This window comes from Paraferrimonas sedimenticola (assembly GCF_002282855.1).
In the GTDB taxonomy this organism is placed as follows: Bacteria; Pseudomonadota; Gammaproteobacteria; order Enterobacterales; family Shewanellaceae; genus Paraferrimonas; species Paraferrimonas sedimenticola.
This window is the reverse complement of the sequence record NZ_NRIR01000011.1, coordinates 45156-70692: the sequence shown is the minus strand read 5'-3', so window position 1 is coordinate 70692 and position 25537 is coordinate 45156. Positions and strand designations below refer to the sequence as shown.

The 25537-nt window shown below is 50.4% G+C and carries 22 protein-coding genes; 3 read left to right on the top strand and 19 right to left on the bottom strand.

Annotation, left to right across the window (positions count from 1 at the left end; translation table 11 throughout):
- Positions 1-154 precede the first annotated feature (154 nt).
- The gene (locus CLC93_RS16315) at positions 155-1516 is read left to right on the top strand and encodes a glycoside hydrolase family 2 TIM barrel-domain containing protein (protein WP_095507055.1); all 1362 of its coding nucleotides are present in this window, start codon (positions 155-157) and stop codon (positions 1514-1516) included.
- Between the two features lie 53 nt (positions 1517-1569).
- Here the strand turns inward: CLC93_RS16315 and CLC93_RS16310 are convergent, their stop codons facing one another.
- The 6 genes from CLC93_RS16310 to CLC93_RS16285 all read right to left on the bottom strand — a co-directional run bounded on the left by CLC93_RS16310 (position 1570) and on the right by CLC93_RS16285 (position 10279).
- Positions 1570-2172 (bottom strand): hypothetical protein, encoded by a 603-nt coding sequence (locus tag CLC93_RS16310; protein ID WP_095507054.1) that lies wholly within the window; start codon positions 2170-2172, stop codon positions 1570-1572.
- Between the two features lie 123 nt (positions 2173-2295).
- A complete protein-coding gene (locus tag CLC93_RS16305; RefSeq protein ID WP_095507053.1) occupies positions 2296-5421 on the bottom strand; it encodes an efflux RND transporter permease subunit in 3126 nt (1041 codons plus the stop codon).
- Positions 5418-6494, bottom strand: coding sequence for an efflux RND transporter periplasmic adaptor subunit (locus CLC93_RS16300; protein WP_095507052.1), 1077 nt, complete (start codon positions 6492-6494; stop codon positions 5418-5420). The genes CLC93_RS16305 and CLC93_RS16300 overlap by 4 nt, the downstream gene beginning before the upstream one ends.
- A gap of 232 nt (positions 6495-6726) precedes the next feature.
- Positions 6727-8556 carry a glutamine--fructose-6-phosphate transaminase (isomerizing) gene (glmS, locus tag CLC93_RS16295; RefSeq protein ID WP_095507051.1) on the bottom strand — a complete coding sequence of 610 codons (1830 nt, stop codon included), beginning with the start codon at positions 8554-8556 and terminating at the stop codon, positions 6727-6729.
- Between the two features lie 18 nt (positions 8557-8574).
- Entirely contained in the window at positions 8575-9336 is a 762-nt protein-coding gene (locus CLC93_RS16290) for a DeoR/GlpR family DNA-binding transcription regulator (RefSeq protein ID WP_095507050.1), read from the bottom strand.
- Positions 9337-9397: 61 nt separating this feature from the next.
- Positions 9398-10279: a LysR family transcriptional regulator gene (locus CLC93_RS16285; RefSeq protein WP_095507049.1), complete on the bottom strand. Its 882-nt coding sequence runs from the start codon at positions 10277-10279 to the stop codon at positions 9398-9400.
- A gap of 120 nt (positions 10280-10399) precedes the next feature.
- Here CLC93_RS16285 and CLC93_RS16280 point away from each other — a divergent pair, with 120 nt between their 5' ends.
- Positions 10400-11587, top strand: a complete 1188-nt coding sequence (locus CLC93_RS16280) for an MFS transporter (protein ID WP_095507048.1) — start codon at positions 10400-10402, stop codon at positions 11585-11587.
- Here CLC93_RS16280 and CLC93_RS16275 read toward each other — a convergent pair.
- The gene (locus CLC93_RS16275; protein ID WP_095507047.1) at positions 11584-12633 is read right to left on the bottom strand and encodes a PepSY-associated TM helix domain-containing protein; all 1050 of its coding nucleotides are present in this window, start codon (positions 12631-12633) and stop codon (positions 11584-11586) included. The genes CLC93_RS16280 and CLC93_RS16275 overlap by 4 nt on opposite strands.
- Before the next feature lie 174 nt (positions 12634-12807).
- Between CLC93_RS16275 and CLC93_RS16270 the strand changes: the two genes are divergently transcribed.
- A complete protein-coding gene (locus tag CLC93_RS16270; protein ID WP_095507046.1) occupies positions 12808-14961 on the top strand; it encodes a TonB-dependent receptor in 2154 nt (717 codons plus the stop codon).
- A gap of 85 nt (positions 14962-15046) precedes the next feature.
- On the opposite strand, the gene glmU is transcribed toward CLC93_RS16270, so the two are convergent.
- The 12 genes from glmU to CLC93_RS16210 all read right to left on the bottom strand — a co-directional run bounded on the left by glmU (position 15047) and on the right by CLC93_RS16210 (position 25536).
- The gene (gene glmU / locus CLC93_RS16265; RefSeq protein WP_095507045.1) at positions 15047-16411 is read right to left on the bottom strand and encodes a bifunctional UDP-N-acetylglucosamine diphosphorylase/glucosamine-1-phosphate N-acetyltransferase GlmU; all 1365 of its coding nucleotides are present in this window, start codon (positions 16409-16411) and stop codon (positions 15047-15049) included.
- 310 nt (positions 16412-16721) lie between these two features.
- Positions 16722-17147, bottom strand: coding sequence for a F0F1 ATP synthase subunit epsilon (locus CLC93_RS16260; protein WP_095507044.1), 426 nt, complete (start codon positions 17145-17147; stop codon positions 16722-16724).
- Between the two features lie 17 nt (positions 17148-17164).
- On the bottom strand, positions 17165-18553 hold the full coding sequence (atpD, locus tag CLC93_RS16255) for a F0F1 ATP synthase subunit beta (protein ID WP_095507043.1): 1389 nt from the start codon (positions 18551-18553) through the stop codon (positions 17165-17167).
- Between the two features lie 34 nt (positions 18554-18587).
- On the bottom strand, positions 18588-19448 hold the full coding sequence (gene atpG / locus CLC93_RS16250) for a F0F1 ATP synthase subunit gamma (protein WP_095507042.1): 861 nt from the start codon (positions 19446-19448) through the stop codon (positions 18588-18590).
- A gap of 44 nt (positions 19449-19492) precedes the next feature.
- Positions 19493-21034: a F0F1 ATP synthase subunit alpha gene (gene atpA / locus CLC93_RS16245; protein WP_095507041.1), complete on the bottom strand. Its 1542-nt coding sequence runs from the start codon at positions 21032-21034 to the stop codon at positions 19493-19495.
- A gap of 14 nt (positions 21035-21048) precedes the next feature.
- Entirely contained in the window at positions 21049-21582 is a 534-nt protein-coding gene (gene atpH, locus CLC93_RS16240) for a F0F1 ATP synthase subunit delta (protein ID WP_095507040.1), read from the bottom strand.
- A 14-nt stretch (positions 21583-21596) separates the two neighbouring features.
- Positions 21597-22067: a F0F1 ATP synthase subunit B gene (atpF, locus tag CLC93_RS16235; protein ID WP_095507039.1), complete on the bottom strand. Its 471-nt coding sequence runs from the start codon at positions 22065-22067 to the stop codon at positions 21597-21599.
- Between the two features lie 39 nt (positions 22068-22106).
- Complete coding sequence (gene atpE, locus CLC93_RS16230) at positions 22107-22358, bottom strand: F0F1 ATP synthase subunit C (RefSeq protein WP_095507038.1); 252 nt, start codon at positions 22356-22358, stop codon at positions 22107-22109.
- A 76-nt stretch (positions 22359-22434) separates the two neighbouring features.
- Entirely contained in the window at positions 22435-23226 is a 792-nt protein-coding gene (gene atpB, locus CLC93_RS16225) for a F0F1 ATP synthase subunit A (RefSeq protein ID WP_095507037.1), read from the bottom strand.
- A gap of 12 nt (positions 23227-23238) precedes the next feature.
- Positions 23239-23625, bottom strand: coding sequence for an ATP synthase subunit I (locus tag CLC93_RS16220; RefSeq protein ID WP_095507079.1), 387 nt, complete (start codon positions 23623-23625; stop codon positions 23239-23241).
- A gap of 226 nt (positions 23626-23851) precedes the next feature.
- Positions 23852-24736: a ParB/RepB/Spo0J family partition protein gene (locus CLC93_RS16215; protein WP_095507036.1), complete on the bottom strand. Its 885-nt coding sequence runs from the start codon at positions 24734-24736 to the stop codon at positions 23852-23854.
- Between the two features lie 2 nt (positions 24737-24738).
- Positions 24739-25536: a ParA family protein gene (locus CLC93_RS16210; RefSeq protein ID WP_095507078.1), complete on the bottom strand. Its 798-nt coding sequence runs from the start codon at positions 25534-25536 to the stop codon at positions 24739-24741.
- Position 25537 lies beyond the last annotated feature (1 nt).

Sequence of the window (25537 nt, the reverse complement as noted above, 5' to 3'; positions counted from 1 at the left end):
TGGGAGTGCATTTGAAGTGTAGGTGCTGCACACTAACTCTGTCCAATGAGCTAACAACAAGCTTTTGATAAAGCTCGAATAGTGGCTGCATCAACTAGGCTAACACAGGTAGGGAAGCTCCTGCCGTTAACCTGCTCGCAAAGGAAAAATAAATATGCAAAAAAACTTAATTAAAGCCTTAGCAGGGTTATGTCTAACCGGTTTAGTGAGTATTGCCGCAAGTGCTACCCCCGCCAAAGTCTCGATTGTTAAGGGCGAGCAGGGCTATGGTGTTTTGGTCAATGGTCAGCCTTATCAAGTGAAGGGAGCCGGCGTGAGTTTCACCGACGGCAGCAACTATCAGGCGCTGGCAGAGGCGGGGGGCAATACCTTTCGCACATGGTCTACTGATAACGCCGATATTGCTCTGGCGGCCGCTGAAAAGCACGGTTTGATGGTGCTTATGGGCATCGACCTACAGAAGCAGCTACACGGCTTTGATTACAACGACGAAGCCGCGGTCAAAAAGCAATTTGAGTGGGCCAAAGCGCAGGTTCTCAAATACAAAGACCATCCCAACCTCTTAGGCTGGATTGTCGCCAACGAACCGAACTTACTGTTCAACGATGATGGTTCGCTGGCCATGGTTAATCCTAAGGCTTACCAAGCCATTGCCGAGCTGGTGGACTTTATTCACGAGGTGGATCCAAACCATCCGGTGACTTTCAGCTTTGCCGGGGTTAACCCGGATCACGTCAAAGCCGCAATGGAGCATGCCTCGAATATGGATTTCATTTCGGTGCAAGTGTATGGCGATCTGGCCAACGTGGGTGAGCAATACGCCGCCTTAGGGGTCGACAAGCCCTTTATGGTGACCGAGTTTGGTCCACTCGGGCACTGGGAAGTTCCTACCACCAGTTGGGGACGAGAAATTGAAGAACCGTCCGGCATTAAAGCCGCCACCTTTGCCCAACGCTTAGATACCGGACTGACCCAAGACAAAAGCGGACTGAATATCGGTCACTTTGCTTTCTTGTGGGGTCAGAAGCAGGAGCGCACTCCCACTTGGTACGGCATGTTTAACCAAGACGGTTCGGCCAATGCTAGAGTCGACGAAATGACTCGATTCTGGACCGGTAGCTATCCGAAAAACCGCGCACCACTGGCTTACGAGATTCTTATCCAAGGCAAGCCAGCATCGGATAGCTTGGAACTAGACGCCGGCAAAACCGTGGAGATGACTCTAGTCTATGGCGAGCCAGAGGATGATAAAACCGAGTATCAGTGGCGTTTGTTGAAAGAAGTAGACGTTCGCAGCCAAGGCGGTGCTTTTGAAAAAGAGCCGGAAGCCGTGCCGCTGGATGTGAAGCTTGTGTCGAGCGAACAAATCAACAGTCGTGAGTGGGGCCAGGTCCGTCGAGTGACGGTAAACTTTAGCGTGCCAGCGCAAACCGGTGACTATCGAGTGTTTAGCTATATCTACGATGGCAAAGGCAAAGTTGGCAACGCCAATTTCCCTTTCATGGTGGTTAAATAACTCGGGGTAAGTATTTTGGCTGGGGTTAACAAGGTTGGTCCCAGCCAAACCCATCAGTTGACTACGGCTTGCTCTAGCCTTTGGTAAACACTCGGTGCTTTATCACGGCTCAGCATAATAATTTGCCCGTCTGGTTGATCAAATGCGCTGCTAAAGGACCAGATATTCTTAGTTGAGCTCAACTCATCAGTGGTCACCATGAGCCTGTTAACCGCATCAAAGCCGGCTTTTCCTTTTAGAGCACCACCCATATCAATCGAACACCACCGGCTTCGACAATCAATGGACTCCACCCCTAATTGACTTAGAAGTTCATCAGACGCTACAGCTTCGCGCACCAGTAACTCTTTTCTGGGTCCCCAGTCGGGGTCGACGGCTTCACCTGAGTGCACCTTAATTGCAAGCTCATGGGCCGTGTAGCCTGAATTTTGAATTCGCTTTAGAGAGTTATTGCTGGTTTCTTCTGAGGAGTGAGATTCTAGCGCTCGTTCCTTTTCGATTGAGCGCGATTGAGACCGCAGCTTTTCGACCTGCAATGCTAACTGATTGTTTTGCGCAACGTAAGCTTCAAGCTTCTGGCTATTTTGTTGATTCGAGTAAACAAGAGCAATGGCCAATAACACGGCTATCGTCCAGGGGATTAGATGAATCTTCATATTGCTTCCTTGCATATACGCCAATTAATTTAGCAAACACTTATAATCTAACCGGTTTTATTGAATTTAAGAAGCAAAAAGCGGCCATTAACAGCCGCTTCTTAGTCTGATTTCCAGTTAGCTTTATTTTGTCTCGTCATTTAACACAGACACTAAAAGCGCTGGTAGGAAGGTTAAACTCAAGAAAGTCGAGGCGAAAATGCCGCTAAGCACTATCACGCCCACGCCGCGATATAACTCGGTCCCTTCACCCGGAATCAGCACCAAGGGCGCCAATCCAAAGATGGTGGTGGCACTGGACATCACAATCGGACGTAAACGCTTACTTACTGCTTGACGTACCGCTTGGTGAACTTTTATACCTTCTTCGATAACGTATCGACGAGTCTGGTCGACAATCAAAATCGGGTTATTGACCACGGTTCCCAGCAGAATCAAAAAGCCTAACATGGTGATCATATCGAATGGCTGATGGAAGCTTGGCAGCCCCAGACTAGCCATCAGATGGTTGATGCCGTTGACCATCACCAGCCCCAGCAAACCGCCAGCCATGCCCAATGGTACGGTCGCCAGAATGAATAGGGGATAGCGCCAATGGGTAAAGATTGCCACCAGCAGTAGATAGCTCAAAACCAGAGCTATCAGGAAGTTACCTGTGAGCGAGGCCCGAGTCGCCTCCAGCTGATCCGCAGCACCACTGATGCTGAATTTGACTCCTTGAGGAATGAGGCCTTCGTTCCACAGCGCCGGCAACATTTCCTCGCGGATTCTTTGCTCGGCGGTTTCCAGCGCGACGCTGCGCGGCGGAATAATATAAACCGTCACGGTTTTATTACTGTCAACGCGACGAATCGAGTTGGTGTCATCGGTGCGTTTTAAGTCAGCTAAGGCGTGCAATGGCAGCACATTGCCTTGGGGTGTCACCAGTGGCGTTTCGGCCAGCTGGCTAATGCTTTGCTCGGTACCCGCGCCACTGAACAAGAAGATGTCGACCTTGTCATCCGCCAGAATAAACTCATCGACATAGGCGCCGTCACTTAAGGCGGCCACCGAATAGCCAAAGTCGTTGTTGTTAATCCCAAGTTCCGCCAATCGCTGCCAGCGTGGGCGAATTTCGATCAGGGGCTGTTCTAAGCTCAGCGAGTTTGGATTAGAAGATATCTGCGGATTGTCGAACAACTTATCAGCGCGCTGGTAAATGGCATCGGCCGCTTTGTACAACTCAACCGTATCGCTTCCTGCCACATCAACCGCTACCGCGCGAGTACCGCCGTCGTTACTAGAAATAATCGACCCGCGGGCAGAGAAAGCGCGCATGCCGGGATAACTACGAAACTTCTCGGTAATCGCCTCCATCATCTGGTTGATGTTTTTCGGGTCTACCGGCGCACTTAAGAACCAAATCTGACCCACAGACACCGACATTGAGTAGTAGGCGAGCGGCGGCATCTTGGTGCGTCCTGCGTTAAAGTCAGCAGGATCTGCATCGACCAGTTCATCAAAATAGACCTTGAGTTCATTACCTATGCTCGCCATTTGGCTGAGGTTGTAGGTCGGTGGCGCAATCATTCGCGAAAAGGCTTTAGGCTCTTCCCCTTCCGGCAGGTACTCGGCGGCGGGCATTAATACATAGCTCGCGCCTAAAATTAACAACACGAAAGCAGCGACCGAGGTGAGCGCTCGCGATTTGGATTTAATGAAAAAGTCCGTCAGCTCAAGCCAGCGTTTGGACAAAGTAAACTGACGCTTGCTGTCTAAATCTTGCGAACGTCCAAAGTGTGCCAGCGCCACCGGCACCACGAAAATGGCCACTAGCATGGAGGCGATAATTGCTCCGGAAATCGCAATCGCAATATCTGAGTACAGCTGACCCGCCTCTTGCTCCACGAATAATATGGGTGCAAAGACCAATACTGTGGTGGCGGTGGATGCCAGCACCGCCGGCCAAACTTCTTTAACTCCATCAATCGCCGCCTGCATTTTACTCAGGCCTTTGCGCTTGGCCTGCACAATCGACTCCAGCACCACAATGGCATTATCCACCGTCATACCAATCGCAAAAGCCACCCCCGCCATGGAAATCACATTGATGGTTCGCCCAAAGATGGTTAGTGCGAAAAACGCCGCAATGGTACAGATGGGGATCCCCATGACACCCACCAAAGTGGCTTTGCCCGAGCGCAAAAACAAATACATCACCAAAGTCGCCAGCAGCGCACCTAAGGCTAGGTTGGTCCAAACGTTTTTCAGTGAGCTTTGCACGTACTTAACGTCGTCGCTGGTGAGTGACAGCACCAAGCCGTTTTGCGCCAGTAGTTCGCGATTGATCTCTTCTACCACCTGCAGCATTTCTTGCTTGATGTCGATGACGTTAGAGCCACTTTCACGACGCACCGATAATGTTAGCGAGCGCTCGCCGTTGTTGTAGGACATGGAGCGCACTTCAAAGTGGTCTAGCGTTACACTGGCCACGTCTTTTAACCGAATATTGGCGTTGTCCCTGCGGCTGATGATCAGGTTTTCCAGCTCATCGAGCGCTTCAAAACGGCCAATGACCCGCAACAGATAGCGATTTTTGCCGCTCTCGATATCGCCAGCAGACGTATCTTTGTTGCGAGCGCGAATGACACTGCGCAGCTGGGTTAAGCTAATGCCACGTTGTGCCAAACGAGCGGCGTCCACTTTAATTTGAATTTGACGTTGGGCACCGCCGCGCAGACTCACCTCCGAAACCCCAGACACGCTTTCCATACGCGGACGCACATAGTCGTCGGCGTAGTCGTACAGCATATCGATGTCCAGCTTTAGCGGGTTGCCAGGCTGAGGTTTTAGTACAAAGTGCATAAAGGCGTTGGAGGAGAAGGAGCTAGAATACAGCCGTGGCTGGTCAACGTTTTCTGGGTAAGCTGGTACCTGGCTTAAGGCGTTGTTGACTCGAATCAGCGCTTCGTTAACATCCACGCCGAAGGGGAATTCAAGCTCAATGGTACCGCTGCCCATTTGCGCGTAGGAGATCATTCGCTTGAGATTGGTCAGCCCGCGCAGATAGCGCTCTTGTTCAATAAGAATCTCTTTTTCAATGTCTTGCGGGGTCGCTCCAGGCCAGCCGGTTTGTACCGATATGGTTCTGACTTCAAGATCAGGGATCATTTGCACTGGGATATTCAGCGCTGCGGTCACGCCCAAAATGGTAGTGATCAACACAATGACCGCCACTAGGGTTCCGCGATGAACGGCACTGGCGATCATTGAGCTTCACCGGTAATTTGGTCGACTTCTAGTTCTACTCCTTCAGTGAGCAGTTCCACCCCTGAGGTAACAATCGGTACTCCCTCTGGAATCCCCTTAATGGCTATCATGTCCGGCTGTCGCTCAACGATCTCCACTAAGTAACGCTTAGATTTGTTGTCTTCTAGGGTGAATACGCTGGCACCACCGTCTGGATGTTGCTTGATTGCCGACTTAGGTAACCAAGTCAGTCGAGTCAGGTCTTTTGGCAGCAAGATCTCAGCTTTTGCCGACATGCCAGCGATAAGATAGGTGTCTTTTGGCAGGTCCACCAGCGCGGTCAGGGTACGACTCGAGTTATTTACCACGCCTACCAGCTGACTGAGTGTCACTCGGCTCGACTTATGCTCGCCAAAGTCCGATAGCAGAATCACTTCTATGTCCTGCTCGCTGGCCAAGCGCGCGTAATATTCTTGTGGAATTTCTAGCGACAAACGCAGGCCATCTCTGGCCACCAGAGTGAATACGCTCATTTGCTCGGTAACCCATTCGCCCAAATCCACGTTGCGCTTGGCAATCACACCGGTAAATGGAGCGTAGAGCGTATGTCGGTCCACCATCTCCTGACGTAAGGCCAACTGCGCCATATCGCGAGCGAGATCCGCTTCGGCAATCGCAATTGCGGCGATGCGCTCTTCGAGTAAGGTCTTGGCTATCAGCTCTTTTTGGGAAAGTGCCAACACTTCTTTGTACAAGCGGTCAGCTTCTTTTTTGTTGGTTTTTGCCGCCGCAACAGCGGCTTTTGACTGCTCTAGCTGAAGCTCAGCGAGTTTAGAATCTAGAGTTAGAAGCTTTTGCCCCTTGGTGACTTGTTCACCCTGATCCACATACAGACTTCTCACCAGCCCAGATTGCAGCGGTGCCATGTCCGAGTGCTGTTTGGCAATCACGGTACCTGTCAGGATCAGCGCTTGCTGGGATTGGCTTATGGAAGGGTAGAGTACGTTGACCTTAAGCGGAGTCTCAGCGTTTGCGCTCATGGCACTTAGCATTAGGGGCAGGGCCAAGGCTATCGACTTCAGTAGAAACTTCATCCAATGAATCCTTTAGTGGCTCGCTTAAAGCGGGCGAGCTCTTTGTTGTCTTGTTCGGGTTAAAGCCGTGTAGGCCTAGGAATCAATAGTTTAGGCCTAAATTACGATAAGAGAGATGTTACTGACTTAATCAAAAAATGCGACAAAAATGCAACATACAAATTGTGTAGAAACGTTAGGACACAAAAAAGCGACCCCGAAGGGTCGCCTTTCAATTAAAACTAATTTCTGGTTACTCAACCGTTACTGACTTGGCAAGGTTACGCGGTTGGTCCACATCGGTGCCTTTGATAAGGGCCACGTAGTAAGACAACAACTGCAACGGCAAGGTGTAGATGATTGGCGCGATAAACTCGTCACAATGGGGTACGTCCAACACCTTCATGGTGTCATCCGACTCAAATTTGGCATCCGCATCGGCAAATACGTACATCAAACCGCCACGAGCACGAACCTCTTCCACGTTGGATTTCAGCTTTTCTAGTAGCTCGTTGTTCGGTGCTACCACGATTACTGGCATATCGGCGTCGATCAGCGCCAATGGGCCGTGCTTCAGCTCACCTGCGGCGTAAGCTTCGGCGTGAATGTAAGAAATCTCTTTAAGCTTAAGCGCACCTTCCATCGCTATTGGCGATTGCTCACCGCGACCTAAGAACAGCGCGTGATGCTTCTCAGCAAAATCTTCCGCCAAAGATTCAATCGACTCGGCCATGCCCAGTGATTGCTCGATTTTGGCCGGTAGTGATAGTAGCGACTGCACAATGTGCGCTTCGGTATCAGCCGACATGGCATTGTGACGACCCACTGCGGCGGTAAGCATCAACAAGCCTGCCAATTGCACGGTAAAGGCCTTGGTGGACGCCACGCCAATTTCGGCACCGGCTTGCATCATGTACGCCATGTCCGACTCTCGCACCATGCTAGAGCCTGGCACGTTACAAATGGTCAAAGAGGCCATGTAGCCCATTTCTTTGGCCAGACGCAGTGCCGCCAGAGTATCAGCAGTTTCACCCGACTGAGAAATGGTCACCAGTAGCGAGTTCGGGAATACGTGCGACTTGCGGTAGCGGAACTCAGAGGCAATCTCTACATTACAGCTAACACCTGCGTGCTGCTCTAGCCAGTAACGGGCCACAAGGCCTGCGTTGTAGCTAGTACCGCAGGCAATAATTTGAACGTGCTGAACTTGGCTAAGTAGCTTGTCAGCGCCCTCGCCAAAGGCGTTATCGGCAACACGACCGTTACTCAAGCGACCTTCAAGGGTCTTTTGAATCGCCGATGGCTGCTCGTAGATTTCTTTGAGCATGTAGTGACGGTATTGGCCTTTGTCACCGGCGTCATGGCTAACTTCAGACTCTTTGGCTTCACGCTCAACTGGATTGCCATCGACATCAAAAATGTTCACTTCGCGACGAGTGATTTCAGCCACATCACCCTCTTCCAAGAAAGAGAAGCGACGAGTCACTGGCAAAAGGGCGAGTTGGTCAGAAGCGATAAAGTGCTCGCCAACGCCATAACCGATAACCAATGGGCTACCCGAGCGAGCCACAATCATGCGCTCAGCGTCGTTGCGATCCACAACCACAGTACCGTAGGCACCTTCTAGGCGAGCCACAGTAGCTTGTACCGCGGCCAACAAAGTGTCGTGGCTTTGCAGCAGGTGATGTACTAGGTGGCCAATCACTTCGGTGTCAGTGTCCGACTCAAACACATAACCTAAGCCTTTTAGCTCTTCGCGCAGCTCGGCATGGTTCTCGATAATGCCGTTGTGCACTACCGCGATGTTGTTGTTCGAGTGATGAGGGTGGGCATTGCGCTCACTTGGCTCACCGTGGGTGGCCCAACGGGTGTGGGCGATGCCAGTACCACCAGCGACTGGGTTTTCCGCCAGCGCCTGCTCAAGCTCGGCTACTTTACCCACGCGACGAACGCGCTCTAGCTGACCGTCGTTAATCAGCGCCACACCAGCTGAATCATAGCCACGGTACTCAAGGCGCTTAAGGCCTTCTACCAAAATCTCTGCGACGTCTCGTTGCGCTACCGCACCAACAATTCCACACATAATCTAACCTTCTAAATATTAATCGATTGGCGCTACGTACAAGCGCACTCCAGCCGCTTCAATGGCTTTCGCCTGCGACTGACTCAAATGACTGTCGGTGATCACTGCACTGATCTGCGACCAATCCAATTCCAGATTGGGCATCTTGCGGCCAATCTTGTCTGACTCAACCATAACCACTACGTCGCGACTAACGTCAGCCATCACTTTGGATAAGCCAATCAGTTCGTTAAACGTGGTTGAGCCGCGTTCGATGTCGATTCCATCGGCACCGATAAATAGTTGATCGAAGTTATAGGAGCGCAATACCTGTTCAGCGACTCGGCCTTGAAAAGCTTCGGAGTGGGGATCCCAGGTGCCACCGGTCATCAATAATGTCGGTGCCTTTTCTAGCGCATGGATGGCATTGGCTACATTCAAAGAGTTGGTCATCACCACCAAGCCTTCTTTGTGCTCCAAATGCGGGATCATCGCCGCTGTGGTGCGGCCGGAGTCGATAACCACTCGCTGATGCTCGCCTATCAAGCTGGCGGCCATTTGACCAATGGCCTCTTTGGCTGCCGACACCGGTTGGTCGGTAACGAACTCTTGGGGAACGCTAACCGCGCCACCAAAGCGACGCAGCAACAAACCACTACGCTCTAACTCGGTTAAATCCTTTCGAATCGTAACTTCAGAAGTTTCAAATGTCTGTGCAAGCAGCTCAACACTGGCTTCTCCCTGCTCATTTACCAAGGAAACTATGTTGCGACGGCGTTGCTGAGTGTTACGTTTCGACATGCTAACCCATAACTTTCAAATCGAAAGAAGATTATAGTCAAAACGAATGATTTGGCAATGACTAAAGTTTCAACAAAGGAACAATATAGTCTAAAAACGCCTGTATTCGAAGCGAAGCCGCCGATGCGCGATAGTAGACGGCATTGACCTGTTCGCGCTGGGTATTTGCAAGGCGATGCTCGCTTAACACAGGAACCAACAAGCCTTCGCGCATGTCTTGGTTGACCATGAATCCAGAAAGGCAGGCCAGCCCATTTCCCCTTAGCGTCAACTGGCGGATCACCTCGCCGTTGGTACAGCCAATACTTGGGACAATAGGTTTGGCGCCAATTAGCGGCCACTGGTTCAAATTGGGCGCGTCGCTAAAGCCGATGGTGCGATGCTTAGATAAATCCTCGGGGGTTTGTGGCTCGCTGTGACAAGACAAGTAATCGGGCGACGCCACTATGTGTAAGGGACTGTCGCCAAGCTTTCGAGCATACAAAGTCGAGTCTTGCAGGGCACCGACGCGAATCGCTATGTCGCAGCGTTGGGCTAATAGATCCACATAACCTTCGTTTGAGCTCAACTCCAGCTGGATATCAGGGAATTCAGATTGAAACCCGTCGATAAGCGGTACCAACTGATGCAATACAAAGGGACTCGCGGCATCCACTCGCAAGCGCCCCATGGGCTTGTGCTGCCCCTCGCCCAGTAATCCCTCAGCCAATTCAATTTGCGCCAACGACTGTCGAGCAATCTCTACAAACCGGCGCCCTTCTTCAGTGACCTGGACCTGGCGAGTGGTGCGGTTGAGCAGGGGCATCCCCAGTTGCTGCTCAATACGACTGACTGCACGCGACACCTTCGCCACCTGCAAGCCCAGCGAAACCGCCGCCGCGGAAAAACCTCCGCTGTCGACTACAGCAATCAGTATGGCCAAATCGTCTGAACGAGTGCGCATCGAACTCTCCCACGGGTTATTGTTAAAAATGCAAAAGTAATTTGCTATTTAGCCCATTTTTCACAAATAAACAATCGCCAATAATGCTCGCCACTAAAACCGTGAACGAGTGTAAAACCCATGCCCATTGCTTTATTGGCGTTAACTTTAGGTGCCTTCGCCATAGGCACGACAGAATTTGTCATCGTTGGCTTATTGCCAACCATGGCACAAGACTTAGGTGTTTCATTACCTTCGGCGGGCCTGCTGGTCAGTCTATATGCCGCAGGCGTGGCGATAGGCGCCCCCGTACTAACCGCGCTAACCAACCGTTGGCCGCGAAAACGCACTTTGCTGGCGGTCATGTCGCTATTTGTCATCGGCAACTTGCTCGCCTGGCAAGCCCCCGGTTACACCAGTCTGGTGGTTGCCCGTATTGTCACCGGTCTTGCCCACGGTGTGTTCTTTTCCATTGGTTCCACGATCGCCACCAGCCTGGTCAGCAAAGATAAGGCCGCCAGCGCGATTGCGACCATGTTTAGCGGACTTACCGTTGCACTAGTGACCGGTGTACCGTTAGGGACTTACATCGGCCAGTATTTTGGTTGGCAGACAACCTTTTTGGCAGTGTCTGTACTTGGGATCATTGCTCTGATTGGTAGCTTGATTTGGGTGCCAAGTAAACTGGCTCAACCGCCAGCGACCTCGCTAAAAGTACAAGCGAAAGTCCTCACTCATCCACGACTGTTGCTGGCCTATGCCATTACTGCGCTGGGCTACGGCGGTCATTTCGTCGCTTTCACCTACTTGGCGCCGATTTTAGAAGATGTCAGTGGTTTGAGTAGTCAGTGGACAGGCTTAATCCTGCTGATCTACGGTGCTTCAGTGGCGGTGGGGAATGTCTGGGGTGGTAAGCTGGCAGACCGTTTGGGTCCAATTGCCGCGCTGACTCGAATCACCTTAGGTTTGGCACTGGTAATGCTGCTGTTCGCCCTTAGCGCTTACCACTGGGTGTTTGCGATTCTTACCGTGCTGGTGTGGGGTGCCTTCGCCTTTGGCAATGTTCCTGGCTTGCAGCTGTACGTGGTTAAGTTAGCCGAACGCTTTGTACCGCAAGCGGTAGACGTGGCTTCTGGGCTAAACATCGCTGCATTTAATGTGGGGATCGCCGCAGGCGCAACCTTAGGCGGTCAGTTGGTCAATAGCGCTGGACTGATGGCAACCCCTTGGGTAGGCGCGGTAATTGTACTGCTGGCATTAGCGCTTACACGCTACAGCGGCCATTTAGACCAGCCGCATAGCGAAGCTCGAGCCATAACCGCTCATTAAGCGTCGATTGTACGTCTCCGCCAGGCCAGCTGCAGTGAATACGCCAAGCTGGCCAACACCGCAAGGCCGCTAAACAACAAAGCGTACAGCATCCAAGGCCTTGCCACTTGACCCGCATGCAACGCGAAACCCGCGCCTATCAGACGATCGCCGATTGTGGCCTGGCGCTTGGACGCCGCTATCAATTCGCCGTGATTGTTCCACTGAAACTGATACATCTGACGGCCGTGGGGGTGCCAGCTATTTGGTGCCCTTCCTCGAATCGCCCAAATGCCTTGCGCTGCATCCACCGAGCGAATAAGGGTAGGTTGGTCTTGCTCCATTAGCTTTGCGACTTGTGGCCACCTTTGTTGCCAGCCTGTCCCAGTTTGAGCTGGTGCATCACTGACAATGGCCTGGGCCACGCTTGGTGATTCCAGTGCATCCAGGATGGGGCTGCGGTATATCAGTAGCACCGCAGTGATGCACAAGAGCAGCAGTCCAGGAAAGGCCCACCACCCTGGGCCTATGTGTCGAAAGTAGCTGCGGTGCAGCGGTCTTTCTTCCTTACTAAGCCAACGTCGTAAGTGGCGCCATTCAAATTTTTGCCAACACAACAATAGCGCACTCAACAATAGCAGCAGCACTAGAATCGATAGTATGCCGTTGATTTGCTTGCCCGGCTTGCCGAGCATCCAATTGGCGTGCAGTTTGGGCAGCCACACCCAAGGGTGCGAAGTTTCAAATCGCACTACGAGTTGGCCATCCCTATCAAATAACCAATGTCTGCCAAGCACATCCACCGCCAACGCATAGGCCTGACGCTCATCGGCCACTCGTGCGTAACTCAATTCTGCACTCGAAATCTGGCGGCTAATGCTTTTAAGTTGTTGGGCTTGTTGAACGACTAACACTTCATCGGTATTAGCCGAGGCCAGTTGCGGATATTGCCACTCGAGCCAGTTTTGCTTAAACAGCAGCAGAGTGCCGGATGCGCAACACAGCATAAATGGGATGGCTATCACTAAACCTATGTAGCGATGAAAACTGCGAAAAATAGAATTCATAAAGTGTGATCTGGCGATTAGTTCCTAAATTTTGGCTCTGATAGACTGCACGCAAATGAGAACGACTCTCAATCACTTTTCGATTTAATTATTTTGCCACAGTGAAGTTTGCTGTCAGTTCACGATTACATTTGTGCGAAGCAAATCACTAAACTCTGCAGTTTGAGGTTTACTATGTTTCCTAAATGCCGCGTCGCATTAGCCATTGCCGCCGTAGTCGCATCCACTTCCACATTCGCTCAAGACGACAAAGAAAAAGACATCGAGCGCATCGAAGTAAGTGCCAGTCGTATGGGTAAACCGGTATCCAGCATTCCTAACTTGGTCACGGTTATCGACCAAGAGCAATTGCAGCAGCAGTTGAGCGTCACTAACGACCTTTCAACCATTTTGGGTAACTTGGCACCGGGTTTCTCACCAAGCCGTCAAAAAATGAGTTCAACTGGCGAAACTCTGCGTGGTCGCAAACCACTAATCCTGATTGATGGTGTACCTCAGTCAAATCCGCTGCGCGATGGTGGCCGTTCGGGCAAAACCATTGACCCCGCAATGATTGAGCGGATTGAGATCATTCACGGTGCCAACGCCATGCACGGCATGGGCGCTCAGGGCGGCATCATCAACTACATCACCAAGAAAGCCGATGGCGAAACCCGTCACAGCATTACGGTAGACGCTTCAGCGCCAACCTCAGGCGGTAGCGATGGTGTCAGCTTTGGTACTACCTATAGTTTCGCAGCTGCGGGTGAGAGCACAGATGTGATTGGTTCGATCAGCTACCGCAACGAAGGCATGTACTACGATGCCAATGGTAATCCGATTGGCATGGACACCACTCAAGGCGACACCGCCGACTCACAATCGGCTAACGGCTTTATCAAGCTAGGCAAAGATTTCGATAACTCGCGTTTGCAAGTGATGGCTAGCCGCTACCAAATAGAGAACAACGGTAACTGGACTTCAGTAAAGGGCGACAAGGAAAACGACATTCCAACCGGCGCCGAGAAAAAGAAACAACCTTGGGTTCCAGCTAACAACAAGGTCACCACGGTTAGCGTGGACTACACCCACAACGACATCGCTGGTCAGCAAATGCACCTGCAAGCTTTCTCACAGAATTTTGAGGGCACTTTTGGCGGCGGCTGCTTCGAGAGCTTCTACAATCCAGAGTGGGAAGGCAGCGACCAAGTCACGCCATGCGGCACCGGTTCTAACGGTGAAACTCTGTACTACGAGCAGTCGGTTAACCACTCCAATAAGCTGGGTTTAAAAGCTTCGTTCATCAACGACAACTTGATGGATTCGGGTGTGAAACTGGCCTACGGTATGGACATTTTTCGCGATACCACCAAGCAAGACCTGCTAACAACCGGCTACCAATGGGTACCAGAAAGCACCTATGACAACATAGCGCCCTATGCACAAGCAGACTACCAGCTAATCGACGGTATGACTTTAACCGCTGGTGTTCGCCACGAGGCGGCGCGCCTGACCGTGGGTGATTATCGCACCCTGTGGGGCTCTGGCAATGTGGCGGTTAAAGGCGGCACACCTGAGTTTTCTGAGACGCTGGGCAATGCCGGTATCAGCTACCAGATCAACAACCAATGGCGGGTCTATACCAGCTTCTCGCAAGGCTTTGGTATGCCAGACATTGGCCGAGTGCTGCGCGATGGGAATAACTTCATCGACAACCCACAAGTTGACGGCAACGTAACTCTGCAACCTATCGTGACCGACAACTACGATTTAGGCTTTGATTACTCTGGCGAAAACTTCGTGGTAAAAGCCGCTTACTTCCAGTCTTACTCTAAATTTGGCGCGCGTTTGCAGCGCAATGACGACGGTATCTACGAAGTGAAGCGCGAAGCCAACCAAATTCGTGGTATCGAAGCATCGGGTACCTGGTACATTGGTAGCAACGACGATGTGGGCTTTAACCTAGCCACCACCCAAGGCATGTACGACTCCAACAATGACGGTAAGCTTGATACCGACTTGGACGGTTCGAACATTGCTCCGGATCGCATCAACCTGTTCTGGGCGCACAACTTCGAGAATGAAATGTCTCTGCGCTGGCAGGCTAACTTCTTCTTAAGCCGTGACTTTAAGAACAACGAGGGGCAGGTGACCTCTAAGTTTGACGGTTACAACACTTTGGATGTGTCGCTAGCAATTCCGCTGAAAGTGGGTCAATTGAGCCTAGGTATTCAAAACCTGACTAACACGGATTACTACACCTACTACTCGCAAACCGTAGGCAACGACAGCCGCTACTTTAAAGGCCGTGGTCGCTACGCCAGCATTAGCTACCGAGTGGATTTCTAAGCTTTTAGCTCAACAAAGAACAGACCAACAAAAAGCCGCCCTAGGAGGTCACTCCATAGGGCGGCTTTTTTTAAGCTGTTTATCGTTACTTCTTGGTCTTGACCGGACGTTTCCAACCGGTGATATGACGTTGCTTCACTCGAGTCAGTACTAGCTCGTCTGCCGCCACGTCTTTGGTGATGGTGGAACCTGCCGCCAAAGTGGCATTCTTGCCCACGGTTACCGGCGCAACCAACTGAGTATCTGAGCCAACAAATACATCGTCTTCAATCACGGTTAGGTGCTTGTTAGCACCGTCGTAGTTACAAGTAATCGTACCGCAACCAATGTTCACGCCCTTACCAATTTCAGCGTCACCCAAATAGGTAAGATGGCCGGCTTTAGAGCCTTCGCCTAAGCGCGCTTTCTTCATTTCGACAAAGTTGCCAATGTGACTGTCTTTCACTAGCTCAGCACCAGGACGCATGCGCGAGAAAGGACCGGCAGAACAATCTTCGCCAATCACAGCAGACTCAATCACAGAGTAAGGCTTAATAACGGCATTATCGGCAATTTGCGAGTCGCTAATGACTACACCGGCGCCAATTTGAACGTTATGACCAATGCTAACTTTGCCTTCAAGAACCACATTGACGTCGATAAATACGTCGTGGCCAACGCTCACTTCACCGCGTACATCGATGCGAGCAGGGTCTGCAAGGGTTACGCCGTCTAACATTAGCTGATTGGCCTGACGAGCTTGGTAAGCACGCTCAAGGGCTGCCAGTTGTACTCGGTTGTTGGCTCCCTCCACTTCCATCAAGTCATCGGTAGTCACCGGGACTACGCCTTCGCCTTGCTGGTGGGCCATGGCAATGATGTCGGTTAAGTAGTATTCGCCTTGGGCGTTGTCATTCGACAGCTGGGATAACCAAGTGTGCATCGACTTACCATCAGCACATACAAAGCCAGTATTCACTTCTTTAATGGCTTGCTGCTCTGGAGTCGCATCTTTTTGCTCGACGTTGGCAACCACTTTGCCGTTCTCGCGAATGATACGACCATAGCCAAATGGGTTATCTAAAATCGCGGTTAGCAGGGCGGCACCGCCACTTGGCTGGCTGCTAAGCAAACGCTTAAGGGTATCCGCAGTAATCAGTGGCGCATCGCCGTAAAGCACCAGCACTTGGTCGTCGTCGTTGATGTGGGGCAGGGCTTGCGCTACGGCGTGGCCGGTACCCAATTGCTCGGCTTGCTCAACCCAAGTCACCTCGCGGTGAGCCAGGTGCTGTTTCATTTGCTCGCCACCGTGGCCGTATACCAGCAATACTTGCTCGGCTTGGAGTTGGTTGGCCGCATCAATTACGTGCTCAACCATGGGCTTCTTAGCTACCGGGTGCAATACCTTAGGTAAGCTGGATTTCATGCGAGTACCTTTACCCGCGGCGAGAATGACAACTTTCAGGGCCATGCAAATGCCTACTCAACTGTGAATTTAACAGCCGGATTATAAGGATTTTAACGCCCGCTGGCTAATTTGAGTGTTCGCTGAAGTTTAGGGAGGGGTGGTAGCGAGTGGCTAGATTCCCGTCCCCGTTTTCACGAGGATGACGTTATTTCTCGGGAATGACGGGGTTAGCACCGCTCCTTCACGACCTGTGACCGCGGCATACGACCGCCAGGGATGGCGGAAGTGCAGAAAACGCAGGAGCAGTTTTCTGCCCGTTCGTCCTGAACATAAAAAGGGCGCCGAAAGGCGCCCTTGATCAGTCTACCGTCAATTATCTGGTATGTTTCTTGATTTGCTCGATAGCGCGAAGCTGAGCAACCGCATTGGCTAGCTCTTTTGCCGCTTCGGCATAGTCGAAATCAGCACCTGCGTTAGCAATGGCTTCTTCCGCATGACGCTTGGCTTTTTCAGCCGCGTCACGATCGATATCATCGGCACGTAAGGCCACATCTGCAAGAATGCTCACAGATGAAGGTTGCACCTCTAGAATACCGCCGGACAGGTAGATTACCTCTTCGTGTCCGTGCTGCTTCACAAGGCGCACCATTCCAGGTTTGATGGTAGTCAGCAATGGAGCGTGACCAGGCTTGATGCCTAACTCACCCTCGCCACCAGTCACTTGAAGGTGCTCTACACGACCAGAGAAGATCTCTTTTTCCGCGCTAACAACATCCAAATGTACAGTCATAGCTGCCATCTCCATCTCCTATCGGGTTAAGCTTTCTTCGCTTTTTCCAGAGCTTCGTCGATGGTACCAACCATGTAGAAGGCTTGTTCTGGAATATCGTCGTAGTCACCGTTTAGCAGGCCTTTAAAGCCAGCAATGGTGTCTTTCAGCGATACGTACTTACCAGGTGAACCGGTAAATACTTCAGCAACGAAGAACGGCTGAGACAAGAAGCGCTCAATCTTACGAGCACGAGAAACAACCATCTTATCTTCGTCAGACAGTTCGTCCATACCAAGAATAGCGATGATGTCTTTCAGCTCTTTAAAGCGTTGAGTAACGTTCTGTACGCCACGTGCAACTTCGTAGTGCTCTTGACCAACAACCAATGGATCTAGCTGACGTGAAGTCGAATCCAGTGGGTCAATCGCAGGGTAGATACCACGGGCCGCAATGTCACGGCTCAATACTACGGTTGCATCCAAGTGGGCGAAGGTGGTTGCTGGAGACGGGTCAGTCAAGTCATCCGCAGGTACGTATACGGCTTGAACCGAAGTAATCGAACCAGTTTTGGTCGAAGTAATACGCTCCTGAAGAACACCCATTTCCTCAGCCAGAGTCGGCTGATAACCTACCGCAGAAGGCATACGACCTAGCAGCGCCGATACTTCGGTACCTGCCAAGGTGTAACGGTAAATGTTGTCAACAAACAACAGTACGTCTTTACCTTCGTCACGGAACTTCTCGGCCATGGTCAAACCGGTCAGGGCAACACGCAAGCGGTTTCCTGGTGGCTCGTTCATCTGGCCGTATACCATGGCTACTTTGTCTAGTACGCCTGATTCTTCCATCTCGTAGTAGAAGTCGTTACCTTCACGGGTACGCTCACCTACACCGGCGAATACAGACAAGCCCGAGTGGGCTTTAGCGATGTTGTTGATAAGCTCCATCATGTTAACGGTCTTACCTACACCAGCACCACCAAACAGACCAATTTTACCACCCTTAGAGAATGGGCAAACTAGGTCAATAACCTTGATACCAGTTTCTAGAAGTTCGGTCTCATTAGACTGATCTTCGTATGAAGGGGCTTCACGGTGAATCTGATAACGCTCTTCTTCACCAATTGGGCCTGCTTCATCAATAGGCTCACCTAGTACGTTCATAATACGACCCAGAGTCTGGGTACCTACTGGAACGCTAATAGGGGCACCTGTGTTTTCTACGCTCAGTCCACGACGCAAACCATCTGTAGAACCCATTGCAATGGCTCGTACTACACCACCGCCTAGCTGTTGCTGGACTTCCAGCACTAGACCTTGGCACGCGCCTTCGCTGGTGATCTTCACAGCGTCGTATACTTGAGGTACGGAATCTTGTGGAAACTCAATGTCCACAACCGCGCCAATTACTTGGACGACAGTACCTGTGCTCATGATTAATCCTCTAAACCTTTATTAGTTACCTTGCCTAAACTGCTGCGGCGCCACCAACAATTTCCGACAGCTCTTGCGTAATCGCAGCCTGACGGGCTTTGTTGTAGACCAGTTGCAGTCCATCAATCAGTTCTCCGGCGTTGTCAGTTGCGGCTTTCATCGCCACCATACGGGCAGCCATTTCTGACGCCACGTTATCTACAACACCTTGATAAACCTGTGACTCTACATAGCGAACCAGTAATTGATCCAACAGCTCTTTTGGATCTGGTTCGTAGATGTAGTCCCAATGATGAGCCATTTCGCCATCATCGGATTTAGGCAGAGGTAGCAGCTGCTCGATCACAGGATCTTGCTTCATGGTGTTTACAAAGCGATTGTAAACAACATACAGACGATCCAGCTTACCTTCGTTGAAGGACTCCAGCATCACTGAAACAGCACCAATTAGGTCTGTCAGCGATGGTGCGTCACCCAAGTTACCAACATGCGCTTTAACGTTGCCGCCAAAGCTATCAAAGAACAAAGCTGCGCGGTTACCGATAGTGGCAATTTCCACTTCAGCACCATTTTGCTCGTGCTCTTTCATGTCGCGCACAAGGCGCTTGAACAGGTTGACGTTGAGACCACCACAAAGGCCACGGTCGGTAGAAACGACGATGTAACCAACGCGTTTTACCTCTCTGTCTACAAGATACGGATGCTTGTATTCCAGATTACCGTGCGCTACGTGACCAATCACCGTACGCATATTGTCTGCATAAGGACGGCTTGCTGCCATGCGCTCTTGAGCGCGACGCATCTTACTGGCAGCTACCATTTCCATGGCAGACGTGATCTTACGAGTGTTCTGAACACTCGCGATCTTTGACTTAATCTCTTTAGCGCCAGCCATCTCTACTCTCCAAATTCGGACCTAAAATCAAAAGACTTTAGGTCTTACCAGGTTTGGGTTTCCACAAACTTATCGAGTGCGGCTTTCAACTGAGCTTCAATGTCAGAGTTGTAATCACCCGTGGCATTGATAGTTGAAACTAGTTCCGCGTGCTCGCTGTTCATGTAAGACAGTAGAGAGGCTTCGAAGTCACCGATCTTCGCTACTTCAACGGCTTTCAAATAGCCTTTTTCAGCGGCGAAAATAGAGATAGCTTGGTCAGCAACACTCATAGGAGCGTACTGCTTCTGCTTCATCAGTTCGGTTACTCGCTCACCATGCTCAAGCTGAGCACGAGTTGCGTCATCAAGGTCCGAGGCGAACTGCGAGAACGCAGCCAATTCACGGTACTGTGCCAATGCGGTACGAATACCACCAGACAGTTTCTTAATGATCTTAGTCTGAGCTGCACCACCTACACGAGATACCGAAATACCTGGGTTAACCGCAGGACGTAGGCCTGAGTTAAACAAGTCAGTTTCTAGGAAGATCTGACCATCGGTAATCGAAATTACGTTAGTTGGTACAAACGCTGATACGTCACCTGCTTGGGTTTCAATGATAGGTAGAGCGGTCAAAGAACCGGTCTTGCCTTTCACTTCACCGTTGGTGAACTTCTCTACATAGTTCTCGTTTACGCGAGAGGCACGCTCTAGCAGACGCGAGTGCAAGTAGAATACGTCACCTGGGTAGGCTTCACGGCCTGGTGGACGTTTCAGCAATAGTGAAATTTGACGGTATGCAACAGCCTGCTTAGACAGGTCATCGTATACGATCAATGAATCTTCACCACGGTCACGGAAGTACTCACCCATTGAACAGCCAGAGTATGGCGCCAAGTATTGCAGAGCAGCTGCTTCAGAAGCAGAAGCTACAACAACAATGGTGTTTTCCAGTGCACCGTGCTCTTCTAGCTTGCGTACTACGTTAGCAATGGTAGAAGCCTTTTGGCCTACTGCTACGTATACACACTTAATGCCAGAATCGCGCTGGTTGATGATGGCGTCGATGGCCAGAGCGGTTTTACCAGTCTGACGGTCACCAATCACCAATTCACGTTGACCACGACCGATTGGGATCATGGAGTCAACGGCTTTATAACCAGTTTGTACTGGTTGAGAAACCGATTTACGGTCAATAACACCCGGTGCAATTACTTCTACTGGTGAGAAGCCATCGTGTTCGATTGGGCCCTTACCATCAATTGGCTCACCCAGGGTGTTTACTACGCGGCCTAGAAGGCCATTACCGACTGGAACTTCCAAAATACGGCCAGTAGTTTTTACTTTGGTACCTTCCGCTAGATCAGCGTAAGGACCCATAACTACCGCACCTACGGAGTCACGTTCCAGGTTCAGCGCGATTGCGTAGCGGTTACCAGGCAGTTCAATCATCTCACCTTGCATAGCGTCAGCCATGCCGTGGATGCGGATAATACCGTCGCTTACAGAAACGATGGTACCTTCGTTGCGAGCTTCGCTCACAACATCGAACTGCTCAATCCGCTGTTTAATCAGATCGCTGATTTCAGTGGAATTCAGTTGCATGCTCAAATCCCCAATTACGACTGCAGTGTATCGGCTAGGCGGTCTAGTTTGCCTCGCACCGATCCATCAATTACCAAATCACCAGCTTTGATTACTACGCCGGCGACCAATTCAGCATTAACGCTGCAGTTCAGCTTAACTTTGCGTGCTAAACGTTTTTCTAAAGAGTCACTAATCTGCTGTACTTGCTCTGGACTAAGTTCAGAGGCGGATTGCACTTCGGCTTCCACTTCTTTAGCCCACTCGTTGCGGAATTCCGCAAACTGAGCAGCAACAGCTGGTAGTGCCTTTAAACGTCCGTTTTCAGCCATTACCTTGATCAGGTTTTGACCGTGCGCGTTTACTTGCTCACCACAAACCTGGGTGAAAATATCAGCCAGTTTCTCGGCGGCAATAGAACCAGACAGCATGTCTGCAATGGTCTCGTTTTCAGACACCATAGCGGCGAAGGCCAGCATTTGCTGCCACTCGTCCACTGACTTGTTCTCAACGGCAAAATCAAAAGCTGCTTTTGCGTAAGGACGAGCAATGGTATTTAGTTCAGCCATAACTCATGTCCTCATTAAATTTCAGCGACAAGTTTCTCAACTATGTCGTTGTGTGCAGCTTCGTCAATCGAACGCTCTAGGATCTTCTCAGCGCCAGAAACCGCTAGGGTCGCTAGTTGCTTGCGAAGTTCTTCTTTAACGCGATTACGTTCAGCTTCAATTTCTGCTTGGCCTTGCGCGATAATTTTAGCGCGCTCGGCATCAGCCTCAGCCTTGGCTTCGTCAACAATTTGAGCTTTGCGCTTATTGGCTTGCTCAATGATTTCACCAGCTTGTGCTTTAGCTTCTTTTAGTTGCTCAGTTGCTTTCTGCTGAGCCAACTCAAGGTCTTTGGCTGCACGTTCTGCGTCAGACAGACCGTCAGCGATCCTTTTTTGGCGTTCTTCGATAGAGGCCAGTAGTGGCGGCCACACGAACTTCATGCAGAACCACACAAAAAGGATAAAAGCTATCGTCTGACCAAATAAGGTAGCGTTGATACTCACAACAGCACCTCCTAAGTTAGGTTAAGACAGAAGCGTTTATTACAGCAATGCACCCAGTGGGTTGGTAAACAGCATGTATAGTGCAATACCAACACCGATCATTGGAACGGCGTCCAATAGACCAGCTACGATGAACATTTTAACTTGCAGCATAGGAGCCATTTCTGGTTGACGAGCAGCGCCTTCCAAGAATTTACCACCTAGTAGGCCGAAACCAATCGCAGTACCCAAAGCACCCATACCAATCAGAATAGCCACAGCAATTCCAGTAAAGCCCAGTACAGTTTCCATCAGTATCTCCAGTTCTAAATCTTTGTTAAGTTGATGATTTAGTTAATAAAAAAGTATAAAAATCTTCTAGCAATCCTTAATGATCTTCGTGCGCCATACTAATGTAAACAATAGTTAGCATCATGAAGATAAACGCTTGCAGTGTAATTACCAAAATGTGGAAGATCGCCCAGCCCAACTGAAGGGTAATACCTAGGGCGCCAATCAACAGGTTGGCAGAATACGTAAGCGCAATAAGGATGAAGATCAACTCACCTGCATACATGTTACCGAACAAACGAAGCGCCAGTGATACAGGCTTCGCTACCAAGGTAACTGTCTCCAGGATGAGGTTTACAGGAATCATTGCCCAGTGGTTGAAGGGCTGCAGTGTCAATTCCTTAGTAAAACCGCCGATGCCTTTGACTTTAATGCTGTAGTAAATAACCAGCACAAACACACCCAAAGCCAAGCTAAAGGTAATGTTCAAGTCGGTGCTTGGCACTATCTTCATGTACTCAATGCCCATCAGGGTCGCCGCGTGCGGGATCCAGTCAACAGGGATTAAGTCCATAAGGTTCATCAGGAAAATCCAAACGAACACTGTAAGCGCCAGCGGAGCAATCAGCGCGTTCTTACCGTGGAAAGATTCCTTAACGCTGCTATCGACAAATTCGACGATCATTTCGACAAAGCATTGCCACTTGCCAGGAACGCCGGTCGTCGCTTTTTTAGCAACAGAATGGAACAACCACAGGAATAGAGCACCTAGTCCAACCGAGAAGAGCAATGAATCAATGTGCCACGTCCAAAATCCTTCACCAACGGATAGGTTGGTCAAGTGATGTTCGATGTAGTACTGCGGTGTTAGTTCACCGTTTGCAGCCATGATTCATCCCACTTATTTTTGCTTGAAGTATAGAGGAGCTGTCCATTGCACAATTAGGCCGCAGATATAACACACAAATAACGGCATAAAACCGATATCCTTCATTGTGATAAATGCCGCGCTAAACAGCGCCATAGTCAGCATTAGCTTCAACGCCTCCCCCCAATAAAACGTCTTAATCACTTTATCGGCGGCCCTTGCACCTGAATAGGCAAAAGCCAGGGTTGCGAATATAAAATTGGGCAGCACAACAATGATTCCACCCCAAAGAGCAGAAACACCGGCGTGTTTACCCAACAAAACGAAGAAGCCGAGGCTGACTAACGCGACTGCAATGGCTTGTACACCAACCATACGATAGGCTGATTTTCTGCCTTTTGCGGCCAATTTATTGGTCAAATTCCACTTCTCCGAATTCATTTTTTCCAACCGAGTCAAGGCAAAGTCTATACGCTTTGGCCAGTCAGTTGAAAAGCATGCGAAAGTATACCTGTTCGGGCCTTTTATGCAACTTCAATGCCCTCAGATAGACAAGATAAAAGCTCACTATTAGTGAGCTTTTTCGAATCGACTTCACAGTTTGTAAAGAAGGTATTGTGAACTTGAGCTACCTGCAGCAGCTAAATTAGGAAAGTTTGGCGAGAATTCCGTCCAAATGCGCTAAATCGGCGTAATCAATCACTAACTTGCCTTTGCCTTTTTTGGTGTGCTTGATTTCGACTTTGGCGCCAAATTGGTCAGATAGTTTGTTTTGTAAACTAACTATGTCCGGATCTGGGCTTTTTGGGGCTGGTTTTGGGGTCGGATTGAGCAATTGCTGAACCAGTTTTTCGGTCTCGCGAACGTTCAGTTCTTTGCCCACCACTTGGCGAGCGGCTTGAACTTGTTCGGTACCCTCAATGGCCAATAATGCACGGGCATGGCCCATTTCAATGTCACCGTGCTCGAGCATGCGTTTAACGTCTTCTTCTAAACCGTTCAGACGCAGTAAGTTGGATACGGTGGAGCGAGATTTACCCACAGCTTGCGCCACTTGCTGATGAGTCATTTCAAACTCGTCCATTAGGCGCTGCAAGGCGATGGCCTCTTCCATTGAGTTAAGGTCTTCGCGTTGAATATTTTCAATAAGGGCTATCGCTACCGCCGCTTCGTCTTCAACCGGTTTTACCAGAGTAGGAACAGAGCTCAAACCGGCAGCTTGAGCGGCGCGCCAACGACGCTCACCGGCGATAATTTCGTATTGACCTTGTTGAATCGGACGAACCACAATCGGCTGAATAATACCTTGGGCTTTAATCGACTCAGTCAGCTCTTCAAGGGCTTCGCTCGACATGTCTTTACGAGGCTGATACTTACCCGGACGAAGCAATTCGATCGCCAGATGTTGCAGCGACTCGCCTTCGTTAACGGCGGAACTGCTGGTTGCGTTTGACTGCTTTTGTGCGGCGGCGTGACTGGTACTCAGTAGCGCTTCCAGGCCCTTACCTAAACCTCGTTTTTTAACTGTCATTGTTACCCTGCCTCAGTAGCCAAGTGTTCTTGTTTTTGTTCTTCGCGACGGATCATTTCGCCAGCTAGCGCCAAATAGGCTTTGGCACCAGCACTGGATTTTTCGTAGTACATGGCAGGCGCACCAAAACTTGGCGCCTCTGCCAAGCGCACATTTCGAGGAATGACAGTGCGATAAACCTTATCGCCAAAGTGTCCTTTCAGTTGGTCAGATACGTCGTTGGCCAAACGATTGCGCGGGTCGTACATGGTGCGCAGAATACCTTCGATCTCCAAACCTGGGTTTACCACCGAAGCGAGCTTGCTGATGGTATCTAAAAGCGCAGTAATTCCCTCAAGCGCATAGTATTCGCACTGCATGGGTACCAATACGGAGTCCGCAGCGGACATGGCATTTACCGTCAGCATATTCAATGACGGTGGGCAGTCGATGAAAATAAAATCGTAGTAATCGCGTACCGGTTGAAGGGCGTTGCGCAAGCGAACTTCGCGAGCAAAGCACTCCATCAACTTGATTTCGGCAGCGGTTACATCGCCGTTAGCAGCAATCAGGTCATACTTACCCGAGGTGTCTTTGATCACCACCTGCTCGAACGGCTTTTCATCAATTAATAGCTCGTAAGCTGTGGTTTCGGTTTGATATTTGTCAACGCCGCTGCCCATTGTAGCATTACCCTGCGGGTCTAAATCAATCACCAGTACTTTACGACGAGTGGCTGCTAGGGATGCAGCCAAGTTAACGCAAGTGGTTGTCTTCCCAACACCACCTTTTTGGTTAGCTACCGCAATTACTTTTCCCACA

What these genes read in the sequence shown, in the direction of transcription:
- CLC93_RS16315 (WP_095507055.1), top strand. Translation starts at nt 155, where the DNA reads ATGCAAAAAAACTTAATTAAAGCCTTAGCAGGGTTATGTCTAACCGGT.
- CLC93_RS16310 (WP_095507054.1), bottom strand. Translation starts at nt 2,172, where the DNA reads ATGAAGATTCATCTAATCCCCTGGACGATAGCCGTGTTATTGGCCATT.
- CLC93_RS16305 (WP_095507053.1), bottom strand. Translation starts at nt 5,421, where the DNA reads ATGATCGCCAGTGCCGTTCATCGCGGAACCCTAGTGGCGGTCATTGTG.
- CLC93_RS16300 (WP_095507052.1), bottom strand. Translation starts at nt 6,494, where the DNA reads ATGAAGTTTCTACTGAAGTCGATAGCCTTGGCCCTGCCCCTAATGCTA.
- glmS (WP_095507051.1), bottom strand. Translation starts at nt 8,556, where the DNA reads ATGTGTGGAATTGTTGGTGCGGTAGCGCAACGAGACGTCGCAGAGATT.
- CLC93_RS16290 (WP_095507050.1), bottom strand. Translation starts at nt 9,336, where the DNA reads ATGTCGAAACGTAACACTCAGCAACGCCGTCGCAACATAGTTTCCTTG.
- CLC93_RS16285 (WP_095507049.1), bottom strand. Translation starts at nt 10,279, where the DNA reads ATGCGCACTCGTTCAGACGATTTGGCCATACTGATTGCTGTAGTCGAC.
- CLC93_RS16280 (WP_095507048.1), top strand. Translation starts at nt 10,400, where the DNA reads ATGCCCATTGCTTTATTGGCGTTAACTTTAGGTGCCTTCGCCATAGGC.
- CLC93_RS16275 (WP_095507047.1), bottom strand. Translation starts at nt 12,633, where the DNA reads ATGAATTCTATTTTTCGCAGTTTTCATCGCTACATAGGTTTAGTGATA.
- CLC93_RS16270 (WP_095507046.1), top strand. Translation starts at nt 12,808, where the DNA reads ATGTTTCCTAAATGCCGCGTCGCATTAGCCATTGCCGCCGTAGTCGCA.
- glmU (WP_095507045.1), bottom strand. Translation starts at nt 16,411, where the DNA reads ATGGCCCTGAAAGTTGTCATTCTCGCCGCGGGTAAAGGTACTCGCATG.
- CLC93_RS16260 (WP_095507044.1), bottom strand. Translation starts at nt 17,147, where the DNA reads ATGGCAGCTATGACTGTACATTTGGATGTTGTTAGCGCGGAAAAAGAG.
- atpD (WP_095507043.1), bottom strand. Translation starts at nt 18,553, where the DNA reads ATGAGCACAGGTACTGTCGTCCAAGTAATTGGCGCGGTTGTGGACATT.
- atpG (WP_095507042.1), bottom strand. Translation starts at nt 19,448, where the DNA reads ATGGCTGGCGCTAAAGAGATTAAGTCAAAGATCGCGAGTGTTCAGAAC.
- atpA (WP_095507041.1), bottom strand. Translation starts at nt 21,034, where the DNA reads ATGCAACTGAATTCCACTGAAATCAGCGATCTGATTAAACAGCGGATT.
- atpH (WP_095507040.1), bottom strand. Translation starts at nt 21,582, where the DNA reads ATGGCTGAACTAAATACCATTGCTCGTCCTTACGCAAAAGCAGCTTTT.
- atpE (WP_095507038.1), bottom strand. Translation starts at nt 22,358, where the DNA reads ATGGAAACTGTACTGGGCTTTACTGGAATTGCTGTGGCTATTCTGATT.
- atpB (WP_095507037.1), bottom strand. Translation starts at nt 23,226, where the DNA reads ATGGCTGCAAACGGTGAACTAACACCGCAGTACTACATCGAACATCAC.
- CLC93_RS16215 (WP_095507036.1), bottom strand. Translation starts at nt 24,736, where the DNA reads ATGACAGTTAAAAAACGAGGTTTAGGTAAGGGCCTGGAAGCGCTACTG.